This window comes from Rivularia sp. UHCC 0363, from assembly GCF_034931125.1.
GTDB lineage: Bacteria > Cyanobacteriota > Cyanobacteriia > Cyanobacteriales > Nostocaceae > Rivularia.
On sequence record NZ_JAYGHM010000102.1, the window covers coordinates 1 to 19,324 of the forward strand.

Annotated in this window: 14 protein-coding genes and 1 pseudogene; 13 read left to right on the top strand and 2 right to left on the bottom strand. The window is 37.9% G+C overall.

The features are described from left to right. Positions 1 to 288, top strand: a pseudogene (locus VB797_RS32730) (photosystem II D2 protein (photosystem q(a) protein)); the annotation flags it as partial. Positions 289 to 998: 710 nt separating this feature from the next. Here the strand turns inward: VB797_RS32730 and VB797_RS32735 are convergent. Next, complete coding sequence (locus VB797_RS32735; RefSeq protein ID WP_323241980.1) at positions 999 to 1,898, bottom strand: bestrophin family protein; 900 nt, start codon at positions 1,896 to 1,898, stop codon at positions 999 to 1,001. A 653-nt stretch (positions 1,899 to 2,551) separates the two neighbouring features. Between VB797_RS32735 and VB797_RS32740 the strand changes: the two genes are divergently transcribed. Further along, positions 2,552 to 4,375, top strand: coding sequence for an iron uptake porin (locus VB797_RS32740; RefSeq protein ID WP_323241981.1), 1,824 nt, complete (start codon positions 2,552 to 2,554; stop codon positions 4,373 to 4,375). 666 nt (positions 4,376 to 5,041) lie between these two features. On the opposite strand, the gene VB797_RS32745 is transcribed toward VB797_RS32740, so the two are convergent. Beyond that, complete coding sequence (locus tag VB797_RS32745) at positions 5,042 to 5,227, bottom strand: hypothetical protein (protein WP_323241982.1); 186 nt, start codon at positions 5,225 to 5,227, stop codon at positions 5,042 to 5,044. A 139-nt stretch (positions 5,228 to 5,366) separates the two neighbouring features. Between VB797_RS32745 and VB797_RS32750 the strand changes: the two genes are divergently transcribed. The 11 genes from VB797_RS32750 to VB797_RS32800 form a co-directional block, all read left to right on the top strand. Continuing rightward, positions 5,367 to 5,807, top strand: a complete 441-nt coding sequence (locus tag VB797_RS32750) for an Rrf2 family transcriptional regulator (protein ID WP_323241983.1) — start codon at positions 5,367 to 5,369, stop codon at positions 5,805 to 5,807. Positions 5,808 to 6,040: 233 nt separating this feature from the next. After that, on the top strand, positions 6,041 to 7,000 hold the full coding sequence (gene cysK, locus VB797_RS32755) for a cysteine synthase A (RefSeq protein ID WP_323241984.1): 960 nt from the start codon (positions 6,041 to 6,043) through the stop codon (positions 6,998 to 7,000). A 15-nt stretch (positions 7,001 to 7,015) separates the two neighbouring features. After that, positions 7,016 to 7,711, top strand: a complete 696-nt coding sequence (locus VB797_RS32760) for a J domain-containing protein (RefSeq protein WP_323241985.1) — start codon at positions 7,016 to 7,018, stop codon at positions 7,709 to 7,711. Between the two features lie 617 nt (positions 7,712 to 8,328). After that, positions 8,329 to 9,549, top strand: a complete 1,221-nt coding sequence (locus VB797_RS32765; protein WP_323241987.1) for a sensor histidine kinase — start codon at positions 8,329 to 8,331, stop codon at positions 9,547 to 9,549. A 151-nt stretch (positions 9,550 to 9,700) separates the two neighbouring features. Further along, a complete protein-coding gene (locus VB797_RS32770) occupies positions 9,701 to 10,573 on the top strand; it encodes a 6-carboxytetrahydropterin synthase (protein WP_323241988.1) in 873 nt (290 codons plus the stop codon). Between the two features lie 555 nt (positions 10,574 to 11,128). Continuing rightward, a complete protein-coding gene (locus VB797_RS32775) occupies positions 11,129 to 12,112 on the top strand; it encodes a glycosyltransferase family 2 protein (RefSeq protein ID WP_323241989.1) in 984 nt (327 codons plus the stop codon). 156 nt (positions 12,113 to 12,268) lie between these two features. After that, entirely contained in the window at positions 12,269 to 13,063 is a 795-nt protein-coding gene (locus tag VB797_RS32780) for a glutathione S-transferase family protein (protein WP_323241991.1), read from the top strand. A 228-nt stretch (positions 13,064 to 13,291) separates the two neighbouring features. Beyond that, positions 13,292 to 15,028 (top strand): ATP-binding protein, encoded by a 1,737-nt coding sequence (locus VB797_RS32785; RefSeq protein WP_323241992.1) that lies wholly within the window; start codon positions 13,292 to 13,294, stop codon positions 15,026 to 15,028. Positions 15,029 to 15,890: 862 nt separating this feature from the next. Beyond that, complete coding sequence (locus tag VB797_RS32790; RefSeq protein WP_323241993.1) at positions 15,891 to 16,877, top strand: RNA polymerase sigma factor, RpoD/SigA family; 987 nt, start codon at positions 15,891 to 15,893, stop codon at positions 16,875 to 16,877. Between the two features lie 612 nt (positions 16,878 to 17,489). Then, the gene (locus tag VB797_RS32795) at positions 17,490 to 18,284 is read left to right on the top strand and encodes a hypothetical protein (RefSeq protein ID WP_323241994.1); all 795 of its coding nucleotides are present in this window, start codon (positions 17,490 to 17,492) and stop codon (positions 18,282 to 18,284) included. A gap of 359 nt (positions 18,285 to 18,643) precedes the next feature. After that, a partial coding sequence (locus VB797_RS32800) for a transposase (RefSeq protein WP_323241995.1) occupies positions 18,644 to 19,324 on the top strand: 681 nt, incomplete at its 3' end.

Sequence of the window (19,324 nt, forward strand, 5' to 3'; positions counted from 1 at the left end):
GGGATTGCTTTCTCCAACAAACGCTGGTTACACTTCTTCATGTTGTTTGTACCAGTTACCGGGTTATGGATGAGCGCAGTAGGTGTAGTTGGCTTAGCGCTAAACTTACGTGCTTATGACTTCGTATCTCAAGAGTTGAGAGCCGCAGAAGACCCCGAGTTTGAAACTTTCTATACGAAAAACATTTTGCTCAACGAGGGTATCCGCGCTTGGATGGCTCCTCAAGATCAGCCACACGAACAGTTTGTATTCCCCGAAGAAGTTCTACCTCGCGGTAACGCACTGTAATTGAGATTTTGTGTATTTTGGGTAAATCCCCATCACAATAAAATTAGCTTAATTAATCTCTGCCTTTGGGCGGAGATTTTTTTATTGTCCTAAAACGTAAAATCCCAATGGCTATTTAACTATTAAATAGAGGAAGCACAGATAATTAGGAGTGAGAGTAATGCGAGTCGAAAAGTTTGCTAGCTACCACTACATGATTAACGAAAAAATATTACAAACCTGCGAAATAATCCAAAATTTAAAATTTAAAATCCAAAATTGATAGATTATTGACTATATTGCCGATAATATGTGTTATATTAAAAGCAGGATACAAAGAGAGAGCATTTTGCTCTACCTTGTTTGAGATTAAAAGCCACTTAGGCAACAAGGAGGTGATGCCCATGATAGAAAGTAGTATACGCATGGGTCGTCAAGTTGCAGCAAACCGGCTGTGCGCCGGAGCTGTTCTCTAGGAGTTAATATTAGTCTTTTTAAAGGCTAGTTTAACTTAAGCGACGAGGCTGAACTGGAGTTTCTTCCGGCAGTCAGGTTGCAACTTGAAGACCCGCTAGACCGCTCTTACATTAAGTCAACTGGCTTAAGTAGGAGCGGATAGTTTTTTATGGGTACTTAAAAGTTTTTTAAAGTTTTTTTTAAATTGATTTCTTATTAACCAACGCTTCATTTTCGCAAATATTTAAGAAGCATTTATTTAATTTCTACTTCTACTAGATTTCGTTACCACCAGCCACAGGTCTTAAGCTAATCAAATCCTCAATATTGCGTCTCATGGTATTGCAAATCGCATTTAACGGTAAGTCATTATCATCGAAACCGAAAGGATTTTCTATTTCCAAGCCAATGGCTTCTATACCGAATAACGTAAAACTAATTATCGCGGTAATTATACCAGTCATCCATCCAAGACTATCTACCAATTGAAAGGGTAGTAATAAACAATAAAGTATTAATAATTGCTTTAAATGAATAGTATAAGCTAATGGTATAGGCGTTTTTAAAATACGCTCGCAGGCTCCCAAGTTATCTACCAAACTATTGATTAACTCTTGCATCATTATTAATTGATATTTGTCCAAGCGATTAGTTTTGTTCTGTTGCTGTAAATAATCTCCGACCCAAAAAGCGATTTCTAAAGGAGGGTGATTCATCGTTAGTAATCTTACGTACTTTGATTCGACCATCAACTCTTCTAATTCACTATTTACTGGTTGAGAACGTAAATGTAATTTGGTCGCGACTGCAAAAGCCACTATTAAACGTAACGCAGCAACTTTATCTTTTCTATCTTCGGGACATATTTCATCAACTGATACCATGATTAATCGCGCTAAATTTCTGACATTATTAACAATATCCCCCCAAGCTTTTCTACCTTCCCAAAAACGGTCATAGGCTGTATTTGTCCGAAATACAAGTAGCAAGCCTAAGACGATACTAGGTATAACACTACCTAAAATTGGTTGGGATACAGGTAAATCTAAATAGTAAAGTAGGGTTACAAACGCGCCGAAAATCCCAAAAAATATAACTCGGTGATAAATTACGGTAATAACCGTACCTTTGATTTGGAAAGCTAACCGCAACCGTCTTAATTTTTGTGACCCCATGCAGTTACCAAAATAAATATTATTTTTTGTTTGAGATCTAAGCATTTAAAAGTATAAATTAAGATGCGTTATCGATGATTAAATGTGTCGATCTTGTGACAATACTTGAAAGCTTTACGATCTAATAGCAAGAACGTTAATCTGTGGATTTTCTGTCGCTCACAGGGTTTGTTCTAACAGCATCTTTGATGAATATATTTGCTGGGCTAGACTTTACCCATCCTTAAGTAAGATGTCACTAAAAATTTTTTCGGCTAATCTTTACAATATGAACTTCTGAACAATTTTAGGATTGACTTAGGGGTTACGAATTAACATACTGTAAGAGAGCAAGTAAGACTCTAACGAGAGAAGTGAAACCCCATATCATTAAATTCCGCTTATTACTGCAAATGTGTGACAGTTAACAAGCTGACTACACATTGCTTTATGTTTCACTTGTCTTATAATTAAAGTCTATCGAGGATATGTTATTGCATAAGTTAATTACATGATTTTTTCTTTAAATTTAATCGTTTCTTAGCTTAGCAAAAACTAGAATTGTGTATGGGGTGATTATGCCTCATTAACAAGTTCCACTCTCAAAGTGGATTTTTAACAAAATTTACAGCTAAAGTAGATTATCCGTGCAAGGTGTGAGGAGAATAGGAAGAATGTCTAATAATATAGTGTGGAAATATTTGGCGCTGGGTCCCGCAGTTTTCGGAGCAACATTGCTAGTCTCGACGACTGCGATCGCCGCTTCTAAGACTACTGATGAGGTTGTTAGTTCTGAAGTTGCTCAAGCAGAGAAATCAGATGAAGCACCATCGGTCTTTTCAGCTTCGCTGGATTCCCAAGCAACAGAAACGTTCGCTCAAGCTCAACAAACTGAAGTCAACGTTTTAGAAGAAGTAACCAAGTACGGTAGCGAAGGACAAGAAAATGGAAGTCAGTCCCAAGTAACTTCCGTCTCTCAGTTTTCCGATGTACAGCCAACCGATTGGGCTTTCCAAGCTTTACAATCCTTGGTGGAGCGTTATGGCTGTATCGCAGGTTATCCCAACGGAACCTATCGTGGAAACCGTGCTTTAACTCGTTACGAATTTGCAGCCGGTTTGAATGCTTGTTTGGATAGAGTTAACGAATTGATTGCCACAGCGACTGCTGACATTGTGACCAAAGAAGATTTGGCAACTTTGCAGCGTTTGCAAGAAGAATTTTCTGCTGAATTAGCAACCCTACGCGGACGAGTAGATGCTTTAGAAGCACGTACCGCTGAATTGGAATCGAACCAATTCTCTACCACAACCAAACTTGCTGGTGAAGCGATTTTCGCGTTAACTGATGCTTTTGGTGATACAGTAAACAGCCAAAACAACACCGTCTTCCAAAACAGAATTCGTTTGGACTTGCAAACCAGCTTCACTGGTAAAGATGTTTTACATACCCGTTTGGCTACTGGTAACGCAGGACGTTTGAATACTGGCAAAGATGTAGACGGTGATGGTATTGCTGATGATAATGGTGAAGGCTTCCAGACCTTTAACCTAACTGGCGACCCAGGTAACAGTAATAGTGTTACTTTAGACTGGTTGTCTTACTACACCAACCTTGGTCCGGCTCAACTTTATGTTGCAGCTACCGGCGGTATTCACAGCGATTATGCTGCTACTGTTAACCCTTACTTTGAGGATTACGACGGCGGTAATGGTGCTTTGACGACCTTTGCTTCGGAAAGTCCCATTTATCGGATCGGTGGTGGTGCAGGTGCGGCGCTAAATATCAAGTTTGGTGCAGGTAACAGCGTTCTTCGCCCTAGTTCTTTGACTATTGGTTACTTAGGTTCCGAACCCAGTAATCCTGGGCTTGGTTCAGGTATCTTCAACGGTAACTACGCTGCACTTGGACAGTTGAATTTCAACGTTAGCAACCGCATTGCATTAGCAGCAACCTATGTTCATGGTTATCACGGTCAGGGTAGCAATTTATTTGATGCTGGTGGATTCGCAGGTACAACAACAAGAAACGTAAATGGTCAACCCACTGAAGGCTATCTTCCTGTAGTCGGTACCACTCAAGCAAATAGATTAGATAGCCCATCTTCGAGTAATTCCTACGGTTTAGCAGCAGCAATCAGACCTAGTGATAAATTCTCAATTAGTGGTTTTGTTTCTTACCACGATGTTACCGGCTTCCGTTCTGGTGATGACTTTGAAGCTTGGAGTTGGGGTGCTGGTATAGCTTTACCTGACTTCGGTGGAAAAGGTAACGTTTTGGGCTTCTTCGGAGGCGCTCAACCTTATTCCTTAAATAGAAATTTGGTTGCTGGAGCTAATGATAGTAGTGTTCCTTACCAAGTTGAAGGATTCTATAAGTATCGCGTAAACGATAACGTTTCGATCACACCGGGCGTTATTTATCAGACCTCTTCCGGGCAAGATAGCAATAGCAATGATGTCTTCATTGGTACTCTCAGAACAACCTTTACATTCTAGATTGTTAACAAAAATCTAATTTGATATAGTTTGCTCCTCACGAAGATAGTGGGGAGCAATTTATTTATGGGGGAGAAAGCGGCAAACCCCAGTGGAGAACCGGAGTATAATATGGTAAGTTAGGAGTTAGGAGTTAGGAGTTATATGAAGTAGAATCCTGCGACTCGGTAATTTCGTATCGTTAGATTGTAGTGCGACCATCTTGGTCGCTGGTGGGTTGAAGATTAATAAGCTGATTTACAGCTAAATTGTATAATGCGTTAGCGAAGCGTGTCCGTAGGACATAACCGTGAAAATATTGTAGTGCGAGCCGAAAAGCTCGCTAGCCTTATACAAATTAAATGCCTAACAACTTAGCTAGTACTTCATTTCATTAATTTTGATAAGCAATAAATTCGTAGTGCGACGCTACGCGAATCTCCGATTACGCACACGCTCGTGACCAATAGCGAGCGAGCGAGCGAGCTAAAAGCAACCAGCGAGCGAGACGCTCGCACTACCCAAACCCGTCAGAATTAATGTGGTGGAGTACTAGTACCGTTCGGCGTAAATAAGCCTACTATTTGCAAAGGCTGTAAATGCTAGTTTTTTCAAGGTTCTTAATGGTGGGTTTATTTCCGCCATGCTGTACTAGTGCGACCATCTTGGTCGCTGGTGGGTTGAAGATTAATAACTAGTGCGACCATCTTGGTCGCTGTTAGTAAGTTCTTGGTCGCTGTTAGCAAGTTCTTGGTCGCTGTTAGCAAGTTCTTGGTCGCTGTTAGCAAGTTCTTGGTCGCTGTTAGCAAGTTCTTGGTCACTGTTAGCAAGTTCTTGGTCACTGTTAGCAAGTTCTTGGTCGTTAGGGAGCAAGATGCTCCCACTACCAAAAAGAATCGAAATGCCTATATAACCATACAAGAAAATTGTAAAGGTTTCAAAAACCTTTGATATTACAATTCTTAATTCCTAACTCCTAACTCTCAAATCCTAACTTTTATTAAAACTGCTTGTGGAACTATCATGTAAATCGGAATATGCAATTTTGGCATTATTAGAATTAGCAACCCATTATCAGAAAGGGGAACCACTGCAAATTCGACAAATCGCAGCGCAGCAAGATATCCCAGATCGCTATTTGGAACAGTTGCTGGCAACTTTGAGACGTGGTGGACTTGTTAAAAGTCAACGTGGTTCTAAGGGTGGTTATTTCTTGACACGAGAACCGTGGAAAATCACTTTGTTTGATATTTTCGTGTGCTTGGAAGGGCTTGATAAATTAAAAAACTGTGAAGAAGATAGTCAACCAAAAACTTCTGACAGTACTGTTATTGAAGATATATGGGAAGAAGCACGTCAAGCGGCAAACTCTGTATTACAGAAGTATACGCTTTTAGATCTTTGTGAAAAGCGAGATTCTCAAAAGAATTTGGATATTATGTATTACATTTAATTGGGAATTGGGCATGGGGCAATGCATATGAAAATGTAAGCTATCGGTGAGATATATAAGCCTTTGATTTGGATACAATTTAAAAATATAACTCTTGTGGGACAGACGTATACCCTGTTCTAATGGCGGTATTTAAAAGTACAAAAATTATAGCGATCGCCATAATTGGATAGGATGTTTCTGTGTTTGTTGTTTCCCATACCCTATGCCCAATTTAAAATTAAACATAAAAAATGCGTATTGCTCGTAATATTACCGAACTTATTGGTCATACTCCTTTAGTGCAGCTAAACCGCATTCCGCAAGCTGAAGGTTGTTTTGCCAACATCGTCATGAAGTTGGAAAGCATGAATCCTTCGGCATCGGTAAAAGATAGAATCGGTGCTAGTATGATTAATGCCGCAGAAGCAGCTATGTTGATAACTCCTGGGAAAACGCTTTTGGTGGAGCCGACTTCTGGAAACACCGGAATAGCTTTAGCTATGGTAGCAGCAGCTAAAGGTTATCAGTTGGTGTTGACAATGCCCGATACTATGAGTTGCGAACGACGGGCAATGTTGCGAGCTTATGGGGCCCAACTGCAATTAACACCGGGAATTGAAGGTATGACGGGAGCAATTCGGCAAGCGCAACTGATTGTTGATACTACTCCTCATGCGTATATGTTGCAACAGTTTCGCAACCCGGCTAATGCGAGAATACACATAGATACAACTGCTGAGGAAATATGGCAGGATACAGATGGACAAGTAGATATGGTTGTTGCCGGAATCGGTACTGGGGGAACAATGACGGGTATCGCGGAAGTCATCAAAATACGTAAGCCTACTTTTAAAGCGATCGCCGTTGAACCAGCTTCCAGTCCCATATTATCTGGGGGAAGACCCGGACTTCATAAAATCCAGGGAATTGGAGCGGGGTTTATTCCTCAAGTATTAAAGGTAGAATTAATTGACGAAATAATTACCGTTACAGATAGTGAGGCGATCGCTTACGGACGACGGCTGGCTTTAGAAGAAGGATTATTATCCGGGATTTCTACTGGTGCGGCTCTGTGTGCAGCAGTTCGCGTTGCTCAACGTCAAGAAAACGCCGGACGCTTAATCGTGTTAATTCAGCCTAGTTTTGGGGAAAGATACTTAAGTACCCCATTGTTCCAATTAGAGGTCAACTCAGTTAGTAGCATCAACTAACAATCTTATTGAAGAATGCCACAATCCAATCACTACGAGACACTTAATGTTAATAGTAATGCCAGCCAAGCGGAAATAAAACAAGCTTATCGCCGCTTAGCAAAATTGTTTCATCCCGACGTTAATCAAGTAACGGATAGCGATCAAATTATCCGTATTAACGCGGCTTATGAAGTTTTGAGCGATACTCAAAGTCGCCAGTCTTACGACAGACAACTGCATTATTTTTTTGAAAAATCGAATAGCAAAACACAGCAGCGGACTCAAACAGCACAACAGCAATATAAAAAGAGACGTAAGACAGGACGATATGCTGACGAGCAGATTGAAGAGTGGTTGCGATCGGTGTATCAGCCAGTTAATAGCTTTGTATGCGATATATTGAATTCTTTGGAAGATCAAATTGATAAATTAGCAGCAGATCCTTTTGATGATGAGTTGCTAGAAAACTTTCAAAATTATCTGCAAAGTTGTACAGAACAACTCAAGCAAGCACAAACTCGTTTTCGTTCTTTACCTAATCCTCCCAGTTTAGCCAGAGCAGCAGCTCACCTTTACTATACTTTGAATCAAATTAGTGATGCGTTGGGAGAAATGAAATATTTTCCTCTCAATTACGATGAAAGTTATCTGCATACAGGACAAGAAATGTTTCGTATTGCCACACAGCTATATGATGAAGCACAAGATTCTATGGGTGCTTACAGATAAAGTATGAAAAATCAGATAAATATACTGTAATTATTTTATATACAACATCTTGTCAAAATGGGCTTTCTTTATAAAATATAAAAGTCTTAAATATAACAAGCTAGTACCACTGCGTGGAAGTAAAAAGTCAAAAGATAAAAGTCAAAAGACTTACCCTGCTATTTAAGATGATAGCCCTATCTACACCGTGTTGTACTAGTACAACAAGACAAAAAAATAAAGCTTATTTTATAGTCTTTTCTGCAATTTTGAATGATAGTACTATTTGCACCAACCTGTACGATAGTTCATAATTTCATTGTAAATAGATGTCTATCAAATTAAAATTATTTTAATAAAAATAATTTTTTCCTCACAAAATATTTAAATAATCTTTTTCTTTTTGGGAAAGATAAGAATATCGGTTGATTTTAGATTAAACTACTTTACTTGCAATAAGTCTTCCTAGAAAATTGTGTTTGAGGTGTGCATCGCTTTCAGTAAAGAACCTGATTGCTTCGACTAGAGAAAATTTGCGATCGTCCTTGATATTTTATGTTCATCTAAAATGGTAATTCAAAATTGATTGACTAAGACGGCTGTTGCAAGTTAATTAAAAAAAGTTATTCAACCTCAATATGATCGAAATACAAGAAAACCTAATTTTAATTGTTGATGATAAAAGTTATAATATTGAACTTTTATTTCATGTTATGCAACTCAACGGACATCGCGTGTTGGTTGCTAACAGTGGGGAAAGTGCATTGCAAAAGCTACAAATTGTATGTCCCGACTTAATTTTATTAGATATCATGATGCCGGGAATGGATGGATTTGAAACTTGTCGGCGGTTGAAAGCTGATGATAAGAATAAAGATATACCCGTTATTTTCATGACTGCTCTTACAAACACAGAAGATAAAATCAAAGCATTTAAACTGGGAGCCGTAGACTATATTACTAAGCCATTTCAGAAGGAAGAAGTAGTAGCGCGGGTAAATGTACAGTTACAGTTGCGAAATTTAAATCGTCAATTGCAACAATCCCAATTTCAATTAATGCAAACGGAAAAAATCTCATCTTTGGGACAATTAGTTGCTGGTGTAGCTCATGAAGTTAATAATCCCGTCAGTTTTATCGCTGGCAATTTAGAATATACTAATAATTATCTAGAAGACTTAATTAGTTTATTAAATCTTTATCAAAAACATTTATCTCATCCACCCGAAGAAATTACCCAAAAAATTGCAGAGATCGATTTAGATTTTCTATTAGAAGATTTACCAAAAATGATTGCTTCGATGAATTTGGGTATTGAGCGCATCAGCGATATTATGCGATCACTACGTAGTTTTTCGCGCAAAGACGCAACGCAGAAAAAAACTGCCGATATTCATCAAGGTATTGATACAACTTTGATGATTTTGTCTCATCGTTTGAAAGCTAACAAATCTCGTCCGCAAATTGAAGTTGTCAAAGAATATGGTAATTTACCCGAATTTGAATGCTATTCGGGACAACTCAACCAAGTATTTATGAATTTACTCTCAAATGCGATCGATGTCTTTGATGAAAAAGTAGAAATAGGTAAACAAAATACTCCTCAAATACGTATTAGTACGGGATTAATTGATGATAATACTGTAGAAATCATCATTGCTGATAATGGTTATGGAATGTCGGAGGAAGTGCGAAAAAAGTTATTTAATGCTTTCTTTACTACCAAACCAGAAGGTAAAGGAACTGGTTTAGGGCTTTCTATCAGCTATCAGATTATTACAGAAACTCATGGTGGCAGTTTAGAATGTTCTTCTTCTCCTGGTAAAGGTACGCAGTTTGTAATTCATATTCCTATATAGGAATCCTATTTGATTTTTGAAAGTTTAGCAAGGAAGTAGGGAATAGAGAATTGTTTGAGGGATAAGTACAAGATGCACTTGAGGCAAGAATTAGTTTATCCTGGAAACAGTGAAACATTAAGAAATCTTAAATTCTGCTTTTTAGATACTCATGCAATGCATTGTAAATCGCCGCGCTCAATTTTCGGCAAGTCATCGATATTGGTTCCCCGAATTAAGCGAAGCAGAGAATACTGAAAAATTTGGTGCTTGTGCTAATTTTCCCGGACACGGACACAACTATGTTTTATTTATCTCTCTTCAAGGGGAGTTAGATGAATATGGGATGGTATTAAATTTGTCCGACGTGAAACAGGTAATTAAACGAGAAGTTACCAGTCAATTAGACTTTTCCTATCTTAATGATGCATGGGAAGAGTTTCAAGAAATTTTACCGACCACTGAAAACATTGCACGGGTTATTTACAAACGGTTGTTACCTTATTTACCTATAATTCGCGTGCAGTTATTTGAACATCCTCAACTTTGGGCAGATTATATGGGAAACTCAATGGAAGCTTATCTAACTGTAAGTACTCACTTTAGCGCTGCTCACAGGTTAGCGAGTCCAAAACTGAGTGATGAAGAAAACGTCGAGATTTACGGAAAATGCGCTCGTCCCCACGGACACGGACACAACTACCATTTAGAAATTACCGTTAAAGGTGAAATTGCAAAACGTACAGGAATGTTGGTTGATTTAGGAGCTTTAAATAAAGTCATAGATGATTATGTCGTTGAACCATTCGACCATACTTTTTTAAATAAGGATATTGCTTATTTTGCTGAAGTCGTTCCTACGGCAGAAAATATAGCTATTCATATCAGTAATATATTACGGCAACCGATCGCACAGTTAGGGGCAAATCTTTACAAGGTTAAACTGATTGAAAGTCCGAATAACTCCTGCGAAATTTATTGCACTAATCAAAAATCTAACTCAGGTATGATGACACAAGATGAGCCTGTTTTAGCAAGGTTATAAGCTACCGATTTGATTCGACATTTCCTAATCAAAGGTTTCAACAGCCTTTCTTTATGTTTTGACCTACACAAATATTGTTTTACATAAAACCCTAAGAATTATTTTTAGGGTTTTTGCTTTGATTTACTCCATAAAATAACAGTAGACCCCCACAAAACGTTATTTGGTTATTTTGTAAAATGCAATACATTTAAATTATTTGTATAAGTTAGACTTTGTTGGTTTAGAACCATATTGCAATTTTATAGGATTTGAAATATTTGATAATTATGTTGCATCTTTGACATATTTGTTGATTTTGATGTGTTTATCGAAAATATATATCTTTAGATGTTAGTAGTTGATTGATTGAATATCTACAATATTACGAAGGTCTAATAAAGATAGTAAATATATCGCGTTTAGCGCCAACTATGAAGACAATCATCAACTCTCTACTCACCTACTTCTAGTTAAAGTTTATCGAAGCGATTTTTATCTAAAATATTTACTCTGTATTTCAACTCTTTATCTCTTCTATCACTATTCACTTACTTTATATTAATAAGTAAAATTATGTCTTCACAAATTCATCCTCAACATTTGGTAAGCGTTATCGTGCCGGTGTACAATCGCTCAATATATTTGAAAGAAGCAATTCAAAGCGCTCTCAATCAAACTTATAAAAATATTGAAATTATTGTATCTGATGATTGTAGCCCGGAAAGTCCACAAGCAATCGTAGAATCTTTCAACGATTCGCGAATTCGATTTCGGCGAAATGAACAAAATTTGGGAGTAGCTGGTAATATTATTAGTTCTGTAAAAGTTGCACGAGGAAAATACGTTGCTAGTCTGAATGATGATGATATATGGAATGAAAACTTTTTAGAAAAACTTGTTCCGCAGCTTGACAATAATCAAGATTTAGTATTAGCTTTTTGCGACCATTACATCATAGATGACCATAGTAATATTGATGATGTTGCGACAGAAGAATGCACTCGAATGTGGAAGCGTAACGAGCTAAAAGAAGGAATCTATCAACCGTTTTATGAAATCGCATTAGTAAATCAAGCTGTACCTAGCTCAGTAGCTGCGGTGATTCGCAAAAACGCGATTGATTGGGATAATTTTCCGGCTCTTGCAGGTCCTTTTTGGGATTTATATTTAACTTATATGGCTTGTCGGAATGCTGGTGGAGCCTATTATTCTCCAGAAAGATTGAGCAAATATCGCGTCCATGCTCTATCTGAAACCATGAATATTGGGAGTAAAAATGCTCAGGCTAAAATTAGAGGTGCCGAAGCTACAATGTTCTGTTTTGGTCAATTCATGCAAGATGAAGCGCTGCAAGAATTCAACAGTTATTTTCACAAACAATGGCTACACGCACAAACTACTTTAGCGATTGGTTTATTGCGGGATAATCAGATGACGCAAGCAAGACCTTTACTTTTACGTGCTTTAATTCAACAGAAATTTAGTCTTAGAACTATTGCTGCATTTTTAATTAGTTTTATTCCCAAACCACTAGCACGTAGATTGTTAGCTGTGTAAAGCGATCGGGGATAATTTACTCAGTAAAGCCACTTGTCTACACTAACTTTCGGCATAATTCGTAAGTAGTAAATTTTTAATTCACCTCTTGAAATAATTCTTCAGAAAAATAAAGTTGTAGAATTTATAGGTCAACAAATTACCAACAAGCGAATTATGTTAGAGTTGTATCAATTTGAACTATCTCAATACTCAGAAAAAGTGCGTCTTATTCTCGACTATAAAGGTCTAGAATACCGCAAAATAGAAGTAACGCCGGGAATTGGACAGGTAGAATTATTTCAAAAAACAGGGCAACGTCAAGTACCCGTACTCAAAGATGGCAGTAAATACATAGCTGATTCTACTGATATTGCCAAGTATATAGACGCACAGTATCCCGAACGCCCGCTGATACCACAAGACCCTAAACAGCGGGGATTATGCTTAATGATGGAAGAATGGGCGGATGAATCCATTGGTACTAAAAGTAGAAAAGCTTTATTCTCAGCGATTAGCAAAGACCAGTACTTCCGTAAATCTTTATTACCTAATTCAACACCAGACTTACTGAAAACATTGGTGGAAGGAGTACCGGGTGACATCCTCAAAATGTTGGGTGTAGGGGTAGGTTACAGCCCCGATGCGGTACAAGGTGCGATGAGAGATTTGAAACAAGATTTGGAAGCTTTGACGTTGATATTAGAAGATAGTCCTTATTTGCTAGGTGATGAACCATGTCTTGCTGATTTTGCAGTCGCAGGTTTATCCATATTGTTAAAGTTTCCTGATGGTGCTTATTTGGATTTACCAGCAACCATTAAAGGTAAAGGAGTTCCAGGTTTAGCAGATAATCCCATTTACCAACCATTCTTTGACTGGCGCGATCGCCTTTACGCTCAATTCCGCAAACCAATAATCGGTTCTACTATCAATAGTCCTGGAGCGCCAACATCGATTCAGATTGATTAAAAAAAGTTAGGAGTTAGGAGTGATGAGTTAAGAGTTATAAAATCATAGGGATTTATTGTATCGCGTCTTTATCTTCTTTCTTATTAATTCCTAACTCCTAACTTTTAACTTTTAACTTTTAATTGTTTAATTTCCAGTTCCTGATTGTATTAAAATTTATTCGCATAATTGATACAGTGCAACTAAAATTCTTTAAAGAAGCACAAATAAAATTTTGCGTTGATTTATATGAATTTTATTAGCAGACAGCCATTAGGTTCAGTTATTCAAGGTTCTCTAACTGGGGGATTGGAAGTTAGATTGCACCCCGATATTTTAGTTGAAGATATGCGGGTAGGTAAGTTTCTGGTTGTCCAAGGTGTGCGATCGCGCTTTTTCTGTATGCTCACAGATGTAGCGTTGGGAATTTCTAATCAGAGGATTGTGGCTCATCCTCCGAGTTGGGAAGATACTTTTATGCGAGAAATTTTAGCTGGAAGCGGTACTTACGGTACTATTAATCTCGCGCCAATGTTGATGTTTACTCCCGAATCTAATGAATCGGATTTTAATGTAGATGGTAAGTCTGCAAAACTAAAAGCCGCAGTAAATACGAGTTTGGCATCGTTTCAAGCCCAAACTAGTACTACGATGCAATTAATGCCTGTTAAAACAATTCCAACTCATTTTAGCCAAGTTTACGAGGCTTCTGAAGATGACTTTCGTCGGGTATTTGGTTGGGAAGATGACCCCCAAAGAAAGAATTTTTCTATTGGTCAACCGCTGGATATGGATGTACCCGTTTGCATCGATTTAAATAAGTTTGTGGAAAGAAGTAATGGCGTTTTTGGTAAATCTGGAACGGGTAAATCTTTTTTAACGCGGTTACTTTTGGCTGGGACAATTAAGAAAAATGCGGCAGTAAATTTAATTTTTGATATGCACTCGGAATACGGTTGGGAAGCGGTTTCCGAAGGGAAAAATTTGAGTACTGTTAAAGGTTTAAAGCAGTTGTTTCCTAGCAATGTGGAAGTTTACACTTTAGACCCAGAATCTGCAAAACGTCGTGGTGTACCTCACGCCCAAGACCTTTATTTAAGTTACGACCAAATCGAAGTTGAAGATATTAAGTTATGTTCTCGTGAGTTGGGACTTTCTGACGCGAGTATTGATAATGCCAATATTCTTCATGCTGAATTTGGCAAGTCTTGGATTGTTCAATTACTCAATATGACCAATGAAGAAATTAAAATGTTTTGCGAAGAGAAGCGGGGACATCAAGGTTCAATTACTGCATTGCAGCGTAAATTACTGCGGATGGATAACTTAAAGTATATGCGTGCTGCTTGTCCGCACAACTATATTAATCAAGTCATGAATTCCCTGGAAGCGGGGAAAAACGTGGTGGTGGAATTTGGTTCTCAGTCAGATATGCTTTCCTATATGCTGGTGACGAACATGATTACTCGTCGGATTCACCAACAATATGTCCGGAAAGCCGAAAAGTTTTTGCAGACCAAAAATCCCCTTGATAAACCATTACAATTAATGATTACTATCGAAGAAGCACACCGCTTCCTTGACTCGGCGATCGTACAAAGTACAATATTTGGTACCATAGCTCGCGAAATGCGGAAATACTTTGTCACCTTGTTAGTGGTAGACCAAAGACCTTCAGGGATAGATAATGAAGTAATGTCCCAAGTTGGTACCCGCATCACAGCTTTACTCAACGACGAAAAAGACATTGACGCAATTTTTACCGGAGTTTCCGGTGCTGGTGGTTTGAAATCGGTATTAGCGAAATTAGATTCTAAACAGCAAGCATTAATTTTAGGTCATGCCGTTCCCATGCCGGTAGTTGTGCGTACCCGTCCTTATGATGCCGCTTTTTACGAAGAAATTGGCGACCCCGATTGGGAAGGAAAACCAGACGAAGAAGTATTTGCAGCAGCTAAATTAGCGAAAGCAGATTTGGGGTTTTAGTCAATCAACATCAACAATGAACAATTATCAATTATCAATGAGGCATTAGGAAGAGATAATCCAAAATCTAAAATCTAAAATCCAAAATTAAAAAACTCCTAACTCTTGTTCCAAATTGTGATTTGGTTTAGTTAACGCTATTTTCAAATAATGGCAATGTAATATCATGACATTTTTATCTAATTTTTTGGGTTAAGCTGAAATCTTGAGTCTAACCAAACGATACATTGTAGTGGTATAACTTTTTCGTTTCATAAACCAGTCTTTAGGTAGAGCAGTATTTGACTCGGAACGGCGAAAATATCGATCAAGTCACAACCCATTAACTACAAATTCATAATTAGTGATTCCGAAAAATATTTATTTAGTAACATCCACCCACGACAAATCTCCTTAAGTTCGGTAATCCGGCTATTTGCGGAGAACCTGATTCGCTTTTTTCACGTCAAAATATATATATAGAGCTAACCGCGAAAAAGATATTAGTTGTCTTTTTTGGCAAACAAATCCTGAATGCATTATAATGGAAAGATTTATTTGAAGCTCTTTACTAACGACAAGATTTGTCGTAAGATTAGATTAAGTAAAACTCATACTGACTTCATATTTTAAGTGTCGCTGTTAGCGGCTAAGGAAAAAAAATAAATTGTTGAAACCATAAAAGTTTACTTCTAGGGGATTGATAAATAGGGGGAGGCAGAGGAACTAATGGGGAGAGTTCACAGTCTGTAAATTCTCTGTATAGGTTGGGGATTGAACAGTTGGTATTTCCTGCCGGTTCTAAAATTAGTATATTTATTTTCCATACCCTCCCTAGTAATTAAATGCTCATCGTATCTACGGAGTAGAGGAAAACGCACCAATGCCCATCGAAAACACTGTAAAGACAGAAAAACCCGATACCAAATTTACTGCTGATATGGTACGAACCTATCTGCGCGAGATTGGTAGAGTGCCTTTGCTTACCCGCGAGCAAGAAATTGTTTTCGGGAAGCAGGTGCAAAAAATGATGAAGCTTGTCGAAGCGAAAGAGGCTTTGTCGAAGAAACTGGGACGCGAAGTTAGCGTGCTTGAGTGGACGAGTGAAGTTGATTTGCCCGAAACAGAACTGAAAAAGACTGTTTTTGAGGGTAAACGCGCTAAGCAGAAGATGATTGAGGCGAATTTACGCTTAGTCGTAGCGATCGCGAAGAAGTACCAAAAGCGCAATATGGAGTTTCTGGATTTGATCCAGGAAGGAGCTTTAGGATTAGAGCGGGGTGTAGAGAAATTTGACCCAACTCGCGGTTACAAGTTCTCCACATATGCTTATTGGTGGATTCGTCAAGCGATTACCAGAGCGATCGCACAGCAAGGAAGAACGATTCGTTTACCGATTCACATTACCGAAAAGCTAAATAAAATCAAGAAAGTGCAGCGCGAATTAGCTCAAAAATTAGGGCGATCGCCATCTCCAGCAGAAATTGCCAAGGAGTTGGATTTGGAACCCGCACAAATTCGCGAATACCTGAATATGGCACGTCAACCAGTTTCTTTGGATGTGCGAGTGGGTGACAACCAAGATACTGAGTTGCAAGAAATGCTTGAAGATGACGGTCCGTCACCAGAGTATTACACGACTCAAGAGTTCTTACGTCAAGACTTGAATAACCTATTAGCAGAACTGACTGCTCAACAGCGGGAAGTGTTAACTTTACGCTTTGGATTGAATGATGGGAATGAAATGTCCTTAGCGAAAGTTGGGGAACGTTTAAGTTTAAGTCGTGAAAGAGTTCGTCAATTAGAACACCAAGCGCTGGCTCATTTACGTCGTCGTCGCGCCAATGTTAAGGAATATGTTGCGAGTTAAGAGTTAGACGTAGTAATACTTTAATAGCAATACGCCTCCCAATAGGGGGGCGATTTTTTATGTTTTGAAATTACCAAATTACAGCGGTTTTTAGTTGATACCATCTGTATTTTATCTTAGTTAAAACGCTATATAAGAATTTCCTTAATACAAAATTTTATTATTTATAGGATTGGTATACAGCATTATAATTCGTCAAAATAATTAAGTATAAATTTTTTTCCATGTTGATAAACTACTTATCAATTTATCTAATCCCTGAAACTCTCGTATCAAGAAGGTTTCATTGTGTAAATATTTGCCGTCTTAAAATATGCAAATAGAAGGATGACAACGGCTAAAAACTTTAATTGATGATTAATTATTTTATGAAAACTTTATATTTAAAATTCATCCTTTTGAGTCAACCATTAGGATGAATACGAACACTTATGATAGTAGTAGTATAAAGTTAACATTCAAAATTAAACAGAAAATTTAATAAACTACGGTTTTTTAACCGGACAATATAAATTAAAGTCTTAATAGCGCAATTGCATTTACATACTTAGTTTAAAATCAAACTCATCAATAGAGATTCAGAAATAAACGTTCATTTATAGGAGAAATCGGGTGATTAAGCAAATTAACAAATTTATTCCACCCCCTCGTTTTGCAGTTCCTGTATTGGGCTTAATCATAGCGATTGGTGCCATAGGTCAACGGGCCCAACCAGTTTTATCAAAACAAATTGCTCTACTGCAAGCAACATCTCCATCAACAGCTTTGGAAAAACAAGCACCAGCAATTACCTGGATGGAAAACAATTCCGGAGTTGCTTCCGAACCAATTTCTAAAGAAGCGCGGTTGCGGAGAGTATTAGATAGTTCTTCTCAATCGACGTTAGATGCTAACGTATCTCCTGGTGGAACTTACACTTGGATACAGCAAAATAATGTTTCCGATTCGGAAGACGTAAAACAAGAAATAGATTTATCTACTACTCAAGCAAGAATTAGTCAAGATAAAGTTTCTATCAAAGGAGCCTTACCGAGAACAAATTTCCCTACTGATAATGGTGTATTCATTTATGGAACTTCACCACAAAGAGGAGAATTTGATCGAGGATATATCGTCTTTGACAAGCAAGGTAGTAAAGTTGTAGGGGCAATGTATATGCCTGCTTCTGAGTTTAACTGCTTCCAGGGGACGCTCGATCGCTCGGGGGAGATAGCGATGACGGTTAAAGGCTATGCTGGCGACATTAATCTAAATCAAGTCGCCTCAAGGGGTACAATACCTAAAGTAAACGAAGATGAATTAACAAACTACGCTTACTCGGTAACACTACAGGATTATCATCAACTGGATAACGCTACTAATAATGATCGGCGTATTTTACAAACCTGCAAAGCTAACTTTGAGTAATTAGAATTGTGATCGGTTATGGTTTTAGCTAAAACCGGAGAAGCCTCCCGCCTACACAAAGTGAGGCGGCGAGATGAATCTTCTTGATAAAAGCCTCGCGTCCTGAACTGCAATGTTAATTTATTGACGAGCTTTTGAGGACAGCGAGGCTTTTATCAATCTCTTCGGATGCCAACGAATCAATTATATCTTCAAGAATCGTTGTCATAGTTTTGTCTTTGCTTGCGGCATATAATCGAAGTTTATTCAATCTACGCTCACTAAGTCTAATTTCTAATCGTTTTGTTTTCATTATGCACGTACAAACTACTTACATTTATGTTACTATATAAATAGGTCGAACAACAATGGGTTTATCAATGAGAACGAGTTATCAATACAGATTAAAGCCGAGCAAGGAGCAGCGTGAAATTATTGATGGTACGCTTGAAAAATTGCGTTATCAATACAATTACCTGCTTGCTCAGCGCTTTGATTGGTATGAGAGAAATCGTTGTTCTATTGATAGATGCAGCCTTGTTGTTTGCTATTTACCAGAATTAGCTGATAAACCTAACTATTACAGTCAAAAATCTAGCCTCACTCAACTTAAAAAAGATAGACCTTGGTATAAGAGCATTCATAGCCAAGTATTGCAAGAAGTTCCTAAAAAAGTCGAGATTACTTTTGATAGATGGCTTAAAGGTGATAGCAATGGCAAGAAATCGGGACGACCTAAATTTAAAGGTGCGGGTGCTTATAAAACATTTACTTATCCTCAATTCAAACAACATCATTTTGTAGGTAACAAAATTACATTATCTAAAATTGGTGATGTAAAAGTAATTGTTCATCGTCCTATACCTGACGGATTCGTCATAAAAACTGTATCCGTTACAAAGAAAGCAAATGGTTATTATATAACTTTAAGTCTAGACAATAAAGAAGTTCCTACTATTAAACCAGACTTTGATGCTGACAATATTGTAGGAATTGATGTTGGGCTAATCGACTTTTATGTTGCTTCTGATAATACTCGGATTGCTGCACCAAAGTATTTA